Raw genomic sequence first — 16907 nt, forward strand, 5'->3', positions numbered from 1 at the left:
ATGGGGAGTTGTCTTATGATCCTGTTAATTGACGTAGGAAATACCAACATCGTCATGGGTGTCCATGACGGTAAAAAGATTATTTCTGATTTCAGACTATCCACCAACAGCATGAAAACATCCGATGAAATCTCCATTGATGTCATCAGCCTTTTTCGGCTGAACAATCTGGAACCCAGTGCCATAGAAGGAGTCATCATCTCCTCTGTTGTGCCGAATGTCATGTACTCGTTAGAGAATATGGTGCGCAAGGTGTTCAAAGTGACACCGATTGTGGTGGGCGCTGGCGTGAAAACAGGCATCAATGTGAAAACAGACAATCCGAAGGAAGTAGGAGCAGACAGAATAGTAAACGCTGTAGCCGCTTCCGCAAAATACAAAAAGAGTCTCATCATCATTGATTTTGGTACAGCAACCACGTTCTGCTCCGTGAAAAAAGATGGAACCTATGCAGGAGGAATTATCTCTCCAGGCATCAAGATTTCCGCAGATGCTCTCTTTGAGAAAGCAGCAAAGCTGCCCCGTATTGAGCTTCTGAAGCCTGAAAAGGTCATTGGAAAGAATACTGTGGTTTCCATGCAGTCCGGTCTTGTACACGGGTATATCGGCCTTGTGGAGCGTCTGGTAAAGCTCATGAAGATCGAAATGATGGAAGATGGAGAAGAGGAGCCATTTGTGGTGGCCACCGGAGGATTCTCCAGACTCATGAAACAGAGCACCGACTGTATCGATGCCCTGGAACCTAATCTTACCCTGGAAGGGTTGAAACTGATCTATGATAAAAATAAGAAATAAGATCCTTGAGAGTAAAGTCTTTCTGGCGCCTATGGCAGGCGTCACAGATATTTCTTTCCGGGAAATCGCCATATCCATGGGCTGTTCTATGGTATACTCAGAGATGGTCAGTGCCAAAGCGCTTCATTACGGAAGCCAGAACACAAAAGAGCTTCTGAGGATCTCACCTAAGGAAAAACCCATCGCAGTGCAGCTTTTTGGCAGCGAGAAGGACATCATGGCAGAGACAGCCAGAGTATTGGATGAAAATGAGGACATCGTCCTTCTTGACATCAACATGGGATGTCCTGCACCGAAGCTTGTGAAAAACGGGGAGGGTTCCGCGCTTATGCTGGATCCGGAAAAAGCGGCGGGGATACTCCGTGAGGTGAAGAAAGCCACTTCAAAACCCGTCACCTGCAAGTTCAGAAGAGGGTTTAAGATGGAGGACGAGACAGCGTTGGACTTTGCCAAAAGGATGGAAGACGCAGGCGCAGATCTTGTCACAGTCCACGGAAGATTCAGGGAGCAGTATTACTCCGGCGAGTCTGACCGTGAAATCATCCGGAAAATCAAGGAAGCACTCACCATTCCTGTCATCGGCAATGGAGATATCTTCACAGGAGAAGATGCCTTAGAAGTCCTTGAAACAGGATGTGACGGCATCATGGTAGCCAGAGGAGCTTTGGGGAATCCATGGATTTTTGAGGAAATCAATGCTGCGCTAGAGGGTAAGCCCTATGAACGCCCAGGATTTAAAGAAAGAATGGATATTCTGATGCTCCACTATAAAAATACTTTATCCTATGAAGGGGAGCACAAAGCAGTCCGTGAGATGAGAAAACATATCGGATGGTATGTGAAAGGACTGCCAAGAAATACGGAAGTGAAGAATGCTATCAATCAGGAGACCGACCCTATAAAGGTGCTGGAACTCCTTGCAACCTACAAAGACGAGCTTCTCCAAAATGGCTAAAATCATTGACAGGGAAGGGGAATGTCACTATAATAGAAAATCAAATATAACAGAAGGGGATTTAAAATGAGCGAAGCAAAGAAATTTATCATGACCTATGAAGGGGTCAAAAAGCTTGAGAGCGAGCTGGAATATCTAAAGACAGTGAAACGTAAAGAAATCACTGAAAAGATCAAGGTAGCCCTGGGTTATGGGGATCTCAGCGAAAACTCCGAATACGATGAAGCAAAGAATGAACAGGCTTTCGTGGAAGGAAAGATTGTTCAGCTGGAAAATACACTCCGCAATGCATCAGTCATCGATGAGAGCGATATCTCCTCTGATGTGGTGGGCATTGGTTCAAGAGTGACTGTTTATGACTATGACTTTGAAGAGGAAGTGACCTATTCCATTGTTGGATCCACAGAAGCAGATCCCATGAACTTCAAAATTTCCAATGAGTCTCCAGTGGGCAGCGCCCTTCTTGGACATAAAGTGGATGATGAAGTGGTGGTCCAGGTGCCCAATGGCATGAGCAAGTTTAAGATTTTAGAAATCGGAAGAGAGCAGGTGTAGAATTTTGACAAACGAAGAGAACCAGATCATAGAACAGGAAGAGAAGCTGTCAGAGCAGGAGCTGCAAAGACGCGAGAAGCTGAAGGCGCTACAGGAGGAAGGTAAAGATCCTTTTGATGTGTATAAGGTGGAAGTGACCCACAGTTCCAAGGAAATCAAGGAAAACCATGAGACCCTGGAAGGTGTTCATATCAAGACCGCCGGAAGACTCATGAGAAAGAGAGTACAGGGAAAAGCAGGGTTCTCCGATATCCACGACCGTGAAGGAAAGCTGCAGCTTTATGTGAAGCTGGACAACGTGGGAGAAGAAAAGCTGAAGTTCTTCAAGACTCTTGATCTTGGGGACTGGATCAGTGTAGAAGGAAATGTATTTATCACAAAGACTGGAGAAGTGTCCCTGGAAGTCAAGAGCTTTGAGCTCATTTCCAAGGCGCTGAAGCCGCTGCCAGACAAGTGGCATGGCCTTGTGGATCCGGATATCAGATACAGACAAAGAGAAGTGGATCTTATTGTGAATCCTGATGTGAAGGAAAAGATGATCAAGAGAACCAGAATCATTTCTGCCATCAGAAATTACCTGGATGACCGAGGATATCTGGAGGTGGAAACACCAATTCTCTCCCCCATCGCCGGTGGTGCTGCTGCAAGACCTTTCGTCACCCACCACAATGCGCTGGACATCGACATGTACTTAAGAATCGCCACAGAGCTTTATCTTAAGAGACTCATCGTCGGTGGATTTGAGAAGGTGTATGATATGGGCAAGAACTTCAGAAATGAAGGAATTGACTACAAGCACAATCCAGAGTTTACCATGATTGAGCTTTATGAAGCTTACAGCGATTATAATGATATGATGGATCTCACAGAGGATCTGGTGTCTTCTGTTGCCATGAAGGTCAATGGTTCCATGAAGGTCAACTATGAAGGAACAGAAATCGACCTGACCCCACCATGGAGAAGAGTCACCATGGCAGACATTGTCAAGGAAGAAACCGGTATTGACTTCAACACCATTACCTTAGAAGAAGCCCATGAGGCGGCGAAGAAGTTCCACATGCAGGATGACTTCAAGTATGACATCAAGCACACCTCCAAGGGAGATGTCTTAAATGCCATGTTTGAAAGATTCTGTGAGGACAAGCTCATTCAGCCGACCTTCATCTGTGACTATCCAGTAGAGATTTCTCCGCTGACCAAGAAGAAGAGAGGAAATGCAGAGTATACCGAACGTTTCGAAGGATTCATCTTTGGACGTGAGATCTGTAATGCCTACTCAGAGCTGAATGACCCTATTGTTCAGAGAGAGCGTTTCAGCCAGCAGGCCAAGGAAAGAGAACTGGGAGACGATGAAGCTTACATGATCGATGAAGAGTTCATGAGCGCCCTAGAGACAGGTATGCCTCCAACAGGTGGACTTGGAATCGGTGTGGACAGAATCATCATGTTCCTGACGGATGCCCATTCCATCAGAGACATCATACTCTTCCCAACCATGAAGCCACAGGATTAGGATTTAAAAATAACCGGAAGCTTATTTCCCTAACAAGGAAGGCTTCCGGTTTTGATTTGCACTGAAACTTATAGAAGATGGATGTTCTGTTTCATAAGATCCAGCCTCATATCCTCTGGCCAGATGCTGCTCTGCACTTCACCAATGTGATATTTTCTTAAGAGGAACTGACAGATTCGAGACTGCCCGATGCCACCGCCGATGGTCTGGGGAAGTTTTCCTTCCAGAAGGAGACTATGGTAGGTGAGTTCTTTGCGGTCTTCTTTTTTTGCTGCTTCCAGCTGATAAAGAAGGGCTTTTCTATCGACACGGATGCCCATGGAAGACAGCTCCAGAGCATCGTCATGCACTTCGTTGTAGAAGATAAGATCTCCGTTTAGAGACCAGTCATCATAGTCCGGAGCTCTTCCGTCATGACGCTTTCCACTGGAGAGAAGGTCTCCAATGCCAATGAGAAAAAATGCTCCTGTTTCTTTTGCGTAAGCCCGCTCCCGTTCCTTGGATGTAAGATCTGGATATTTTTGCAGAAGCTCTTCTGAAGTGATGAAGGAAAGAGAATCAGGCAGCTGTGGCTTCAGATGGGGATAGGTCTTGTAGAGCAGTATTTCTGCGTCCTTAAAGATGGAGTAGATGATGGAAACCGTATCTTTTAGGGTATCCAGGGTTCTCTCTCCTTCTCCGATGATTTTTTCCCAGTCCCACTGGTCCACATAGATGCTGTGGATGGCGTCTAAGGTTTCATCGCGCCGGATGGCGTTCATGTTGGTATAGAGGCCTTCTCCTAAAGTGAACTCATAGTCCATGAGGGCTTTTCTTTTCCATTTGGCCAGGGACTGTACAATCTCCACTTCTTTTCCAGTATGAAGGATATCAAAAGAGACAGGGCGCTCGATGCCGTTCAGATCGTCATTCAGACCGTTCCCTTTTTCGATAAACAGTGGTGCGGAGACGCGAGTCAGATGAAGACGCTCTGAGAGCTCCCGCTCAAAAAAGACCTTGATGAGCTTGATGGCTTTCTGGGTTTCTTTGATGGTCAGTGTGCTTTGGTACATGGTGGTTTCCTCCCGTAAAATAAAAAATTCCTTTCCATCCCTACAATTGGGACGAAAGGAAAGGTCTTCCGCGGTACCACCCAGTTTAGCTAAATTGCTTCAGCTCACTTTTAAGATACGGGCATGGTAAACGCCGATATCCGACTTCTGTAACGGGAAGTCCCGGCCGGGTCTACTAAGATTTCTTCCGGCAGCTCCGAGCTGTTTTTCCACTGATCTCCTGAAGACCGGGCTCACACCTTTCCCCGGCTCTCTGAACTTTTTCAATCGTGTACTCGTCTCATCAACACTTGTTTATATTTATTATAGGAATTTTGAGAGAAGAGTCAAGCATAATTTTCATTTTGTGGAATCACAACCCTCTCTCATGGGGTATAATGCACTTCTTTTGTGGAGAGAAAATCATCCTGAAGGAAAGTTCGGCTGGAAATCTGGAGAAAGAAACTCCTTGAAAATTTTTAAAATAAAGCCTTGCATTATTTTTTGGGCTTGGTATAATAGTCTTTGTAATGACGTTCCGCGATAGCTCAATGGTGGAGCACTCGGCTGTTAACCGATAGGTTGGAGGTTCGAGTCCTCTTCGCGGAGCCATTTTTTTTATCTAAATATCTGTGATGAGAAAGAGGAGTATTCCTTTCTGAACTTTTAGAGAGAATCCGGTGGGTGCAAGGATTCAAGTCAGAAGGAAGAAGGGCGCTTTGGAGCAGAATGTGTTTGTAAGAGCAGGGCTTATGCCAAGAAGGGTGGAACCGCGGAATTATCCGTCCCTTCACGGTATAAGCTCTTTTTGGTTTCAAAATTTAATTTCAAGGAGGAATCACCATGGAAAAAACAATGGATAAAATTGTAGCACTCAGCAAGGGAAGAGGATTTGTCTACCCTGGCTCTGAACTGTACGGAGGACTTTCGAACTCCTGGGACTATGGTCCTTTGGGGGTAGAACTGAAGAACAACATCAAGAAGGCCTGGTGGAAGAGATTCATCCAGGAAAGCCCCTATAATGTGGGACTGGATTCAGCGATTCTCATGAACCCTGAGGTATGGAAAGCTTCTGGACATGTGGACAGCTTCTCCGATCCGCTTATGGACTGTAAAGAGTGTAAGGCTCGTTTTAGAGCAGACAAGCTGGTGGAAGACCACATGACAGAGCAGGGCGTAGAGTATGCTTCTGCAGATGGAAAGACAGAAGCGGAGCTGAAAGCTTACATAGACGAGCACGGCATTGTGTGTCCAAAGTGCGGGAAGAAAAACTTCACAGACATCAGAAAGTTCAATCTGATGTTCAAAACCTATCTTGGTATCACCGATGAATCCAAGACAGAAATTTATCTTCGTCCTGAAACAGCTCAAGGTATTTTTGTGAATTTCAAGAACATCGCAAGAACAACCCGTAAGAAAGTGCCATTTGGTATTGGACAGATCGGTAAGTCCTTCAGAAATGAGATCACCCCTGGTAACTTCATCTTCAGAACCAGAGAGTTCGAGCAGATGGAGCTGGAGTTCTTCTGTAAGCCTGGTACTGATCTGGAGTGGTTTGCATTCTGGAAGAAGTACTGCATGGAGTTTTTGACGGATCTGGGGCTCACCGAAGAAAACCTCAGAATGAGAGATCATGCACCGGAGGAGCTTTCCTTCTACAGTGTAGGCACCGCAGACATCGAATACAGATTCCCCTTCGGATGGGGAGAGCTTTGGGGCATTGCAGACAGAACGGATTATGATCTCATGCAGCATGCCACCCATGCAAAGACCGATATGATGTATATGGATCCTGTGACCAATGAAAAGTATGTGCCTTACTGTGTAGAACCCTCTGTAGGTGTGGACAGACTGTTCCTTTCCTTCTTGTCCGACGCTTATGAAGAGGAAGAGCTGGAAGGCGGAGATGTAAGAACCGTTCTGAAGTTCCATCCTGCCATCGCACCGGTAAAAGCAGCAATTCTGCCTCTTTCAAAGAAGCTTTCTGAGAAAGCCATGGAAGTCTATGCACAGCTGTCCAAGCATTTCCAGTGTGAGTATGACGATGCGGGAAGTATTGGAAAGAGATACAGAAGACAAGATGAGATCGGTACACCCTACTGCATCACCATCGACTTTGATACTCTGGAAGATCAGACCGTGACCGTAAGAGACAGAGACACCATGGAGCAGATCCGTCTGTCCGTCTTTGATCTCATTGACTATATTGAGAAGAAACTGGTATTTTAACCGCAAAAAGGAGAAGAAGGCAACCACTGCCCTCTTCTTTTTTTCATGACTGAAATAATTTGCAGTTTCAGTAAAAGACTGTAGAATAATAGTTGAATACAGGAAGTACAGGAGGAAACATGAAGGACAATAAAAAAGAACGGGATCAGGAGCTTGCTCTTTCTCAGGTGAAGAAATCTGTGGATCAGGTCTATGATGGCATCATGGGCAATGCGCTGTTTATTCTTGTGAATATCCATATACTGGTTTTTCTTTTGTTTGCAGAACCGGATAATCTGGCCGTCTACTATCTTCTCATGGCAGTGGTGATGATTCCGCTATACCCTGCCTATACGGCGCTTTATGTGGCATTAAGAGGAACAGGAGAAGACAAGAGAAGCATTTATAAACGGTTTTTCGAAGGGTATAGAAAGCAGTTCAAAAAAACCATGGTGCTTGGAACACTGGGCTCTTTTTTCACAGCGTTCATGCTCTACAACAGTCTCTTTTTCAGCATCATAGACCAAAGCGCTATGAGAAGAGCTGTGGACATACTGTTGGTTTTTGTCCTGATGTTTCTACTTGGGCTGGTACCGCTCATAGCGGAGGAAAAGGGCACACTGAAGGATCATTTGAAGGAGATGAGCAAGAAGCTCTTTCAGAGCGCATTAAGAGGCGCGGCAGCGCTTCTCATCTTATTTGTCAGTATCTATTTTGGAAGGCTTCTTATTTTTCCTCTGATCATTGGGTTCTCTCTAGCTGCTCATGCGCAAAGGGTTCTTTACAAACATCAGAAAGACCGTGATTTTTCAGAGAAACAGGAAGCGAATAAAAAAACAAGGAAGTAGTTATGAAAAAGGATTTTAGTGCATTCAAAAACTTTATCAGAGACAAAAAAGTTGGGGTTGTAGGTCTTGGGGTCAGTAATGTCCCTCTCATGGAATTTCTCCTGAAGATGGGGGCCAGAGTTTATGGATTTGATAGAAGTCCATTGGAGAATCTGTCACCCCTTGTGAGAGAAATGAAAGATCAGGTGATGCTCCATCTGGGAGAGGACTATCTTAACCATCTCACAGGTCTTCATGTGATCTTCAAAACCCCCGGAATGAGACCGGACCATCCGGCCCTTCTGGAAGCAGAAAAAGAAGGAGCAGTGGTGACCTCAGAAATGGAAGAATTTCTGAAATACACCAAAGGAAGAACCATCGGCATCACAGGAAGTGACGGGAAGACCACCACGACTACTGTAGTGGGAGAGCTTTTAAAAGCCGCAGGGCACTCCGTTTATGTAGGCGGGAACATTGGAACGCCTCTCTTCACAAAGGTGGAGGAAATCACCGAACAGGATTTTGTGGTGCTGGAGCTGTCAAGCTTCCAGCTCATGACCATGAGCGTTTCTCCAGAAACTGCCATTGTCACGAACCTGACGCCAAATCATCTGGATGTCCATAAGGATATGGAAGAGTATGCAGAAGCTAAGAAGAACATCTTCAGATTCCAGAAAAAAGGAGACCTGCTCATTCTCAATGAGGACAATGAAGTGACCCGCAGTTTTAAACCACTGGCAGCAGGGGAGATGAGGACGTTCTCCAGCAGAGAGAAGAACACGGATGCGTATTTCGAAGACGGCATTTTGTATCTTCATCATGAGCCTGTGGTTAGCCTCTCCGAGATGAAGGTGAAGGGCGTCCATAATGCGGAGAATTTCCTGGCGGCATTCCTGGCGGTGGAAAAATGGGTGCCTGTACCAGTGATGAAAGAAGTGGCAGAAAGGTTTGAAGGGGTAAAACACCGATGCCAGTTTATCAGGGAACTGAATGGTGTCAGATACTACAACGACTCCATTGCCTCCAGCCCCACAAGAACTCTGGCCACCATCTCATCTTTTGAAAAGAAAGTGAATCTTATTTTGGGCGGTTACGACAAACAGCTGGACTTTTCGCCCTTAGCAGAAAAAGCGCCTTTGTATGTGAAAGCGGCAGTACTGGTGGGGGCCACAAAAGAGAAAATCCATCAGGCATTTATGGAGGCTGAAAAGAACAATGGTGTCAAGATCCCGCTGTTCTTTGCGGAGAACTTTGAGGATGCAGTGCTGAAACTGAAGGAAATCAGCGAACCGGGGGACTTTTCGCTGCTCTCTCCGGCTTGTGCAAGTTTTGATGCGTTCAAGAACTTTGAAGTCCGCGGAGACCGGTTTGTAGAACTCGTGAACAATTTCTAAAAATCTGTCGTGATAATTGTAACAATGGCAACTTTGGGGTAGAATTGTAAAGGACACAGCAACAAAAGAATCGGGTACTAATTTGCCGTTTGGCAAGCAGGAGGGTAAATCTTATGAAAACGAACATTAAAAGAATTGGAATTATGACGGGTGGTGGGGACTGCCCAGGACTGAATCCGGTCATCAGAGCGGTCACCAAAACAGCCATCAGCCAGTATGGATGGGAAGTCATCGGGATCCGTAACGGGTATAAGGGTCTTTATGAGAATGACTGGGTGAAACTGGATGGGGACTCCATTTCAGGTCTTCTTCACAAGGGCGGCACCATGCTCTACAGCTCCAATAAGGACAATCTGTTCCATTATCTGGTGGAAGAGAATGGTGAGATGGTGTACAAGGATGTTTCAGATGTTGGGGTTGAGAACCTGAAGAAGCTGGATATCGATGTGATGTTTATCATAGGTGGAGACGGTACACTGACCTCTGCAAGAGATTTTGCAAGAAAAGGTGTGAAGGTCATTGCCATTCCAAAGACCATCGACAACGACCTGGCATCCACTGACACAACCTTCGGTTTCAATACTGCGGTGGGTGTAGCGACAGAAGCACTGGACAGACTCCATACCACAGCCATGTCCCATCACAGAATCATGGTTCTGGAAGTCATGGGAAGATACGCTGGATGGATTGCGCTTCATGCAGGTATTGCTGGTGGTGCAGATGCGATTCTTCTGCCTGAAATTCCTTATGATATCCATAAGGTTGCTGAAAAGATTGAAGAAAGAAAGAAACAGGGCAAGAACTTCTCTGTCATTGTGGTTGGAGAAGGAGCAAAGCCTATTGATGGCGAAGTGGTGGTACGTGAAGTCATTGCAGACTCACCAGACCCAATCAGACTGGGTGGTATTGGCCTGAAGGTTGCTCATGACCTAGAAAAAATCTGTGGCAATGAAGCAAGAGCTACCATTCTGGGACATCTGCAAAGAGGTGGAAGCCCATCTTCTTCTGACAGAATCCTCTCCACACGTTATGGTGTAGCTGCAGTAAAACTCGCAGTGGAAGGAAAGTTTGGTAATATGGTAACCCTGAGGGGAGACACCATGTCCTATGATTCCCTGGAGAATGTTATTGGCAGAAAGTCCAAGAATGTGAATCCAAACGGTGAGCTGGTTGAAATGGCAAAAGCCATCGGCATCGCTTTCGGAGACTAATTTTATAATAGAACGCAAAAGACTTCGCTTTACAGCGGAGTCTTTTTAATGCCGTCATGCAAACGTTTCCTTGTTGTGCACACGTTTGCATGATATAATTTTTTTAAACTGTTTTAGAAAGAATCATAAGAAAAGGAAGGGAAAATGATGAGAAAAAATAAGATGCTCAGAAGGACCAGCATGCTTCTTCTGATGTTACTGCTGCTGTCCCCGATACTTTCGCTGGGAGATGTGATGGATACAAGAGCGGACAATGAAGTGAAGCTTACCGTCCACTATCAGAGAAAGAACCAGGATTATGAGGGCTGGAATCTATGGCTGTGGGCCCAAGGGGGGCAGGGAGAGCAGCTGGATTTCACGGGGGAAGATGACTTCGGAAAGATCCTAGAAGTGACAAAGAGCAGCGATTCCGGATCCTTCGGATTCATTGTGCGAAAAGAGAACTGGGAAGAGAAGGATGTGGACAAGGACCGGTTTATGGAAGTCTCCGGGAATGAAGCTGAGATCTGGCTGGTGGAAGGGGACGAGACGATTTATACAGAAGAACCTGTGAAAGAAATTGAAACTCCTGCCCTTCCAGGAGAACTGACCCTGAAGGTTCACTACAGAAGGTTTGATGAGAACTATGAGGGTTGGAACCTATGGATCTGGCCAAAAGGTGGAGAAGGTGCAGCCTATGAATTTACATCCACGGATGAGTATGGAGCTGTAGCTGAGATTCCAGTGGTCTCTGGAGATGCAGAAGAGCTTGGCATCATTATCCGTAAAGGGGAATGGGAAGCCAAGGATGTGGACATGGACCGGTTTATTCCGCTCTCAAAAGCAAAGGAAGGGGTCCTTAACCTGTATCTTCTGGAGAAAGACGCAACCCTTTATTATGCATTGGAAGAGGTGGATCTTTCCCCAAAAATCCTGAAATCAGAGCCTACCACGGTAAACAAGATCAAAGTGAACCTGTCTGTACCTATGACGCTTCTCCATGACAGGGAGGAAGGTCTCAAAATTGTATCTGGAGAAGAAGAGCTGGAAATTGAAGCCATCTATTTCAGCGAAGGAGGCAGACCGGAGACGTCGAGCTCCTTTGAGATTCTGCTGAAAGAGCCACTGGAACTAGGTAAATCCTATCAGGTGGTGAAAGAAGGCTATGGAGAAAAAGAGATTCTTATGAGCGGTGTATTCTCTACCAGTGCCTTTGAAAAAGCCTATCATTATGATGGAGAACTGGGTGCGCTGCATGAGAAGGAACAAACCATCTTCAGGCTCTGGGCGCCAACAGCTTCCAATGTGACACTGAATCTCTTCCAGAAAGGGGATACGGTGGAGGCTTTTGACCAGGTAACAATGGAGAAGAAAGAACAGGGCGTATACGAAACTGTGGTTTCCGGAGACCTGGATGGCATTTATTACACCTACTCTGTTGAAAATCTTGGGCTCACACAGGAAGCGGTGGATCCCTATGCAAGAGCCGTGGGCGTCAATGGCCAAAGAGCCATGGTCATCGACCTTGCCCGTACCAATCCGGAAGGATTTCAGGAGACAGAAAAGCCGGAGTATAAAGAGTATACAGATGCTGTGATCTACGAGCTTCATGTCCGGGACCTGTCAATTTCGGAGGATTCGGGTATCGAGCATAAAGGAAAGTTCTTGGGCCTTACGGAAAACGGAACCAAAGGACCAGGTGGCGTATCAACAGGGCTGGATCATCTGGTGGAGCTGGGCATTACCCACCTTCATCTTCTGCCATCTTTTGACTTCAGAAGTATTGATGAGACAAAGCTTGCGGAGAATAACTTCAACTGGGGATATGACCCCCAGCATTTCAATGTGCCAGAAGGATCCTACTCCACCAACCCTTATGAGGGAGAAGTGAGAATCAGGGAGTTCAAAGAAATGGTGGCAGCGCTCCATGAAAAGGACATCCGTGTGGTGATGGATGTGGTCTACAACCACACCGGAGCGTCAGGGGATTCCGACTTCTCAAAGATCGTTCCTGGATACTATTACCGAATGAATGAGGACGGAAGCTTTTCCAACGGCAGCGGAACTGGGAATGAGACGGCATCCGAACGGTCCATGATGAGAAAGTATATTGTGGACTCCGTGGTGTACTGGGCAACGGAATACAAAGTGGATGGGTTCCGGTTTGATCTTATGGCGCTTCATGATATAGAAACCATGAAAGCCGTAAGAGAAGCCCTGAACGAAGTGGATCCGACGATTCTCATTTATGGAGAAGGATGGACTGGGGGGGACTCCCCTCTACCTGACAAGGAAAAGGCTTTAAAGAGAAACACCTGGAGAATGGAGGGCATTGCGGCGTTTTCTGATGACATCCGTGATGGGATCAAAGGCCATGTATTCACCGATGAAGACCGAGGATTTGTGAATGGTGGGGAAGCTTTGGAAGAAAGTATAAAGTTTGGTGTTGTGGCTTCCATTGACCATCCTGGGGTGGATTATCAGAACGTGAAGTACTCCAAAGGGTTCTGGGCGAAGGAACCCAGTCAGACCATCACTTACGTGGAAGCCCATGACAATCTGACTCTTTGGGACAAACTGGCCATCTCCAATCCTGACGAAAGTGAAGAAGAGCGGCAGAAGATGCATCGCATGGCCAATGCCATGGTTATGACCTCTCAGGGAATCCCCTTCCTTCATGCAGGAAGTGAGTTTTTAAGAACCAAGGATGGCAATCATAACAGCTATAATGCACCAGATGAGATCAACCGCTTTGTCTGGGCAAGAAAGGCGGAATATCAGGAGAATGTGGAATACATGAAGGGTCTCATTGCATTCAGAAAAGAGCACCCCGCCTTCCGTATGGCTGAAGCAGAAATGGTGAGAGCGAATCTTTCCTTCCTGGAAATGCCTGACAGGAATATGGTGGGATACAAGATAGAAGGAGAAGCTGTGGGGGATTCCTTCAGTGAAATTCTGGTGCTCATGAACGCCAATGCGGAAGTGAGAAACTATGCTCTGCCTGAGGGAACCTACGAAGTTTATGTGGATGGTGAGAATGCAGGCACCGAGGTGCTTCGGACAGAAAAAGAAGAAGTTGAAGTTCCAGGCAGAACACTGCTTGTGCTTTCAAAAAGTGCGGGAAACAGCAACCCTGTTCCCGAAGGGGACGAATCAGGTAATCCGATGTATCTGTGGGCAGCGCTTTTCCTAGGTGCTGGACTTATTGCAGTGATGCTTCTGGAGAGAAAGAAAAACCTGAAAAAGGCAGCATAGAAGAACAGAGAGAAAGACTAGAGAGGAATCGGGGAAAAGAACCAGATCCTTCTCTAGTTTTCCTTTTCAGTGAGGAAAGAAGACGGTACAATGGAAAAAATAAGAAGTAAAGGGGAGAGCAGCGTGGAACCTCAAAATGTAATGAAGATCCGAAATGCCACAGAGGGAAATCTCAAGGGCATTCATCTGGACCTTCCAAAGAATAAGCTGATTGTGTTCACGGGTGTCTCAGGTTCGGGGAAAAGCACCCTGGCCATGGATGTGATCTACCAGGAATGTCAGAGGCAATATCTGGAGGCCATGGGGTATCAGGGAATCAAGAAACCTAAGGTGGAAGAGATCTTGAACGCTTCTCCCGCCATTCGGGTGTCCCAAGATGCCTATCATAAAAATCCAAGATCCACCGTGGGTACTGTGACCAATCTCTATACAGATCTTCGAATGATCTTCGAAAAGCTTCATAGGAGGAACTGTCCTCACTGCGGAAGTGAGATAGATTCTTCGGAAGCAGAGGAGAGGCTGGTTAAGGTATCTGGAGGATTTACGGTCTATATGGACTGTCCTCTTTGCGGAAAGAAAATGGAAAAGTTCACCAGGAGCCATTTCTCATATAATACAAGGGAAGGAGCCTGCCCGAAATGCCAGGGGCTGGGGGAAGTGCTGAAAATCCATCATCGAGGGGTCATCCATGAGGAGCTTTCTCTGGAAGAAGGCGCCGTCACCTACTGGGATCATGGCTATAAGGAGTATCAGGTGAACTCGGTCAACGCCGCTTTCCGTTACTATGGAGAACAGCCTACAGGGAACAGACCTGTGTCTGAGTACAGCGAAGGGGAAAAGATCCTTCTCTTTCATGGTGCAGAGAGTGAAGAAGCCAAAGGGTTCTATAAAGACATTCCCCTGCCAAAGAAGGTTGCCGACGGAAGATTTGAGGGGATTCTGACGACCCTTTGGAGAAGACTACAGGATAAAGGAACGGTGACCCCGCAGCTGGAACAGTTTTTTGAACGGGGAACGTGTGAACTGTGTAATGGAAACAAACTGAATGCCCGTTCATCTGCGGTGACTGTGGAAGGGAAAACCATCACAGAGATCTCCTCCTATTCTCTGGAAGAGCTCTATCAGTGGATAACGAAGATCAAAGAAACCATTGCGGATTCCAGGAAGAATATGGTGGAAGTATTTCTTTTGGATATGGAAACAAAAATAAGAAGACTTCTGCATGCGGGCATCGGGTATCTCCAGATGGAACGTCAGACCATGACGCTTTCAGGCGGAGAAGCCCAGAGGATGAAACTAGCCTCTATACTGGATGCCACCATCAGCGGAATCATCTATCTCATGGATGAACCCACCATGGGTCTGCATCCAAAGGATACAGAAGGAATCATCCATATTCTCAAAGGTGTGAGAGACCATGGAAATACAGTCATTGCCATTGAACATGATATGGATGTGATGAGGGAAGCAGAACACATTGTAGACATGGGTCCTCTTGCTGGAAATCAGGGCGGAGAAGTTGTGGCAGCAGGTACAGTGGAGGAGCTGAAAGAAAACAGAGATTCCTTAACTGGGGGGTATCTGAGAGACCTCAGTGGATTTAAAGAAAAAAGGTACAGAGAACATAGTAAGGGCTACCTGGAAATAGAGAACGCAACCAAGTTCAATTTGAAGGGCATCCATGTGAAGATTCCGAAAGGAGTCATGACAGCCATCACGGGTGTTTCAGGTTCAGGGAAGTCCACTCTGGTGTTTGAAGTCCTGGGGCAAGGGGACTCTGCCTCGGATGCCAAGGAGAACATCGTCCGTGGCACGAAAGAAATGGATCGGATCATTTTAGTGGAGCAGTCTCCCCTCACCAGAATGAAGCGCTCTAATGTGGCGACTTTTTCAGGCATCTTCAGCGAAGTGCGCAAGCTCTTTTCGAGTCTTCAGGATGCCAAGGAGAAAGGGCTGAAGGCCAATGATTTTTCATTCAATACCAAGGGGGGCAGATGTGAACGCTGTGAAGGGCTTGGTTATATAGAAAGCAATATGCTGTTTTTTGAAAACATAGAGATTGTATGTCCTGAGTGCGGCGGCAAGCAGTTTCAGGACCATGTGCTCTCTGTGGAGTATGAAGGGCGAAGCATTCACGATGTGCTGAAGCTTCCTGTGGAGGAAGCCTACATCCTCTTTCAAAAAATCAGACCCATGAAAAAGATTCTGTCTCTTCTGGAAGATGTGGGACTTGGATACCTGGAGCTGGGGCAGACACTCACCACATTGTCCGGAGGTGAGGGTCAAAGACTGAAACTTGCGAAGGAGCTCTTAGAGCAGAAAAGCGCCAACAATCTCTATCTCATCGACGAACCCACCGTGGGCCTGCACATGAAAGATGTGGAGCATTTTCTGCTTCTTCTGGAAAAAATGGTGGATGCAGGAAATACAGTGGTTCTTGTAGAGCACAATACCCAAGTGATGGAAGCTTGTGACTGGATCATTGATCTGGGACCTGAAGGTGGCATAAATGGCGGCAACATTTTGGCAGAAGGAACACCAAAGGAAATCAAAGTGAACCCGAAATCTGTCACAGGGAAATATCTGTAACATCAAAAGAACATTGTGGAAAGTCCGGGAAACCTTGTGGAAGAATCAAGGAATATCCGGACTTTTCTTCTATGGAAAGTAAATCATCCACAAAGAAGAAAAGAAAATCCACAGAATATTGCTCTTGAGGCTGTGGACAAATCAGAAACCGAGCCCGTTTTTGTGGAAAATTATTGAATTTGCCATTGTAATCATTTTTTACTTATGGTAATATATCTAAGTCAGCGCTTTCCAAGTGCTTCTTTTATTGAGAGGCCTTTGAGGAGCTGAAACAGTTCTTTGAAAATTAAACAGAATATAGGTAAAAAACCAAAGTAATTCTTTTTGAGAAATCAAAAAAAACCACTTTCTGAAAAGAAAGTGCGAACTTCATGAAAATGAAGTTCAGAAGCTAGTGTAATGAATAGCTAGTTCAAACTTTTAAATTGAGAGTTTGATCCTGGCTCAGGACGAACGCTGGCGGCGTGCCTAACACATGCAAGTCGAGCGGAGAATGCGGATATGTTTACATAGAAGCGTTCTTAGCGGCGGACGGGTGAGTAACACGTGGGTAACCTGCCTCAAAGTGGGGGATAGCCTTCCGAAAGGAAGATTA

At 46.1% G+C, this 16907-nt stretch carries 11 protein-coding genes, 1 tRNA gene, 1 rRNA gene and 2 other annotated features; of the genes, 12 read left to right on the forward strand and 1 reads right to left on the reverse strand.

The annotated features are described in order from the left end of the window. Positions 1–15 precede the first annotated feature (15 nt). From BM243_RS07405 to lysS, 4 genes are all read left to right on the forward strand, one after another. Positions 16–795, forward strand: coding sequence for a type III pantothenate kinase (locus BM243_RS07405; RefSeq protein WP_031574747.1), 780 nt, complete (start codon positions 16–18; stop codon positions 793–795). Next, positions 779–1750: a tRNA dihydrouridine synthase DusB gene (dusB, locus tag BM243_RS07410; protein WP_074911765.1), complete on the forward strand. Its 972-nt coding sequence runs from the start codon at positions 779–781 to the stop codon at positions 1748–1750. The genes BM243_RS07405 and dusB overlap by 17 nt, the downstream gene beginning before the upstream one ends. A gap of 66 nt (positions 1751–1816) precedes the next feature. Further along, a complete protein-coding gene (greA, locus tag BM243_RS07415) occupies positions 1817–2305 on the forward strand; it encodes a transcription elongation factor GreA (RefSeq protein ID WP_074911742.1) in 489 nt (162 codons plus the stop codon). 4 nt (positions 2306–2309) lie between these two features. Next, positions 2310–3818, forward strand: a complete 1509-nt coding sequence (gene lysS, locus BM243_RS07420; protein ID WP_074911743.1) for a lysine--tRNA ligase — start codon at positions 2310–2312, stop codon at positions 3816–3818. Between the two features lie 68 nt (positions 3819–3886). On the opposite strand, the gene asnA is transcribed toward lysS, so the two are convergent. Continuing rightward, positions 3887–4870: an aspartate--ammonia ligase gene (gene asnA / locus BM243_RS07425; protein ID WP_074911744.1), complete on the reverse strand. Its 984-nt coding sequence runs from the start codon at positions 4868–4870 to the stop codon at positions 3887–3889. A 44-nt stretch (positions 4871–4914) separates the two neighbouring features. After that, positions 4915–5166: a binding site (T-box leader), on the reverse strand. A gap of 220 nt (positions 5167–5386) precedes the next feature. Here asnA and BM243_RS07430 point away from each other — a divergent pair. From BM243_RS07430 to BM243_RS07465, 8 genes are all read left to right on the forward strand, one after another. Further along, positions 5387–5461 (forward strand) — tRNA-Asn (locus BM243_RS07430). 14 nt (positions 5462–5475) lie between these two features. After that, positions 5476–5642 (forward strand) — a binding site (T-box leader). A 44-nt stretch (positions 5643–5686) separates the two neighbouring features. Beyond that, positions 5687–7078, forward strand: coding sequence for a glycine--tRNA ligase (locus tag BM243_RS07435; RefSeq protein ID WP_074911745.1), 1392 nt, complete (start codon positions 5687–5689; stop codon positions 7076–7078). A 119-nt stretch (positions 7079–7197) separates the two neighbouring features. Further along, on the forward strand, positions 7198–7905 hold the full coding sequence (locus BM243_RS07440) for a DUF624 domain-containing protein (protein ID WP_074911746.1): 708 nt from the start codon (positions 7198–7200) through the stop codon (positions 7903–7905). Between the two features lie 2 nt (positions 7906–7907). After that, positions 7908–9278 carry a UDP-N-acetylmuramoyl-L-alanine--D-glutamate ligase gene (murD, locus tag BM243_RS07445; protein ID WP_074911747.1) on the forward strand — a complete coding sequence of 457 codons (1371 nt, stop codon included), beginning with the start codon at positions 7908–7910 and terminating at the stop codon, positions 9276–9278. A 113-nt stretch (positions 9279–9391) separates the two neighbouring features. Next, positions 9392–10489, forward strand: coding sequence for a 6-phosphofructokinase (locus BM243_RS07450; RefSeq protein WP_074911748.1), 1098 nt, complete (start codon positions 9392–9394; stop codon positions 10487–10489). A gap of 144 nt (positions 10490–10633) precedes the next feature. Beyond that, a complete protein-coding gene (pulA, locus tag BM243_RS07455) occupies positions 10634–13723 on the forward strand; it encodes a type I pullulanase (RefSeq protein ID WP_207646175.1) in 3090 nt (1029 codons plus the stop codon). 90 nt (positions 13724–13813) lie between these two features. After that, a complete protein-coding gene (locus BM243_RS07460) occupies positions 13814–16312 on the forward strand; it encodes an ATP-binding cassette domain-containing protein (RefSeq protein ID WP_242943525.1) in 2499 nt (832 codons plus the stop codon). Between the two features lie 421 nt (positions 16313–16733). After that, positions 16734–16907, forward strand: a 16S ribosomal RNA gene (locus BM243_RS07465); the annotation flags it as partial.

Origin of the sequence: Proteiniclasticum ruminis, from assembly GCF_900115135.1 — a bacterium.
GTDB lineage: Bacteria > Bacillota > Clostridia > Clostridiales > Clostridiaceae > Proteiniclasticum > Proteiniclasticum ruminis_A.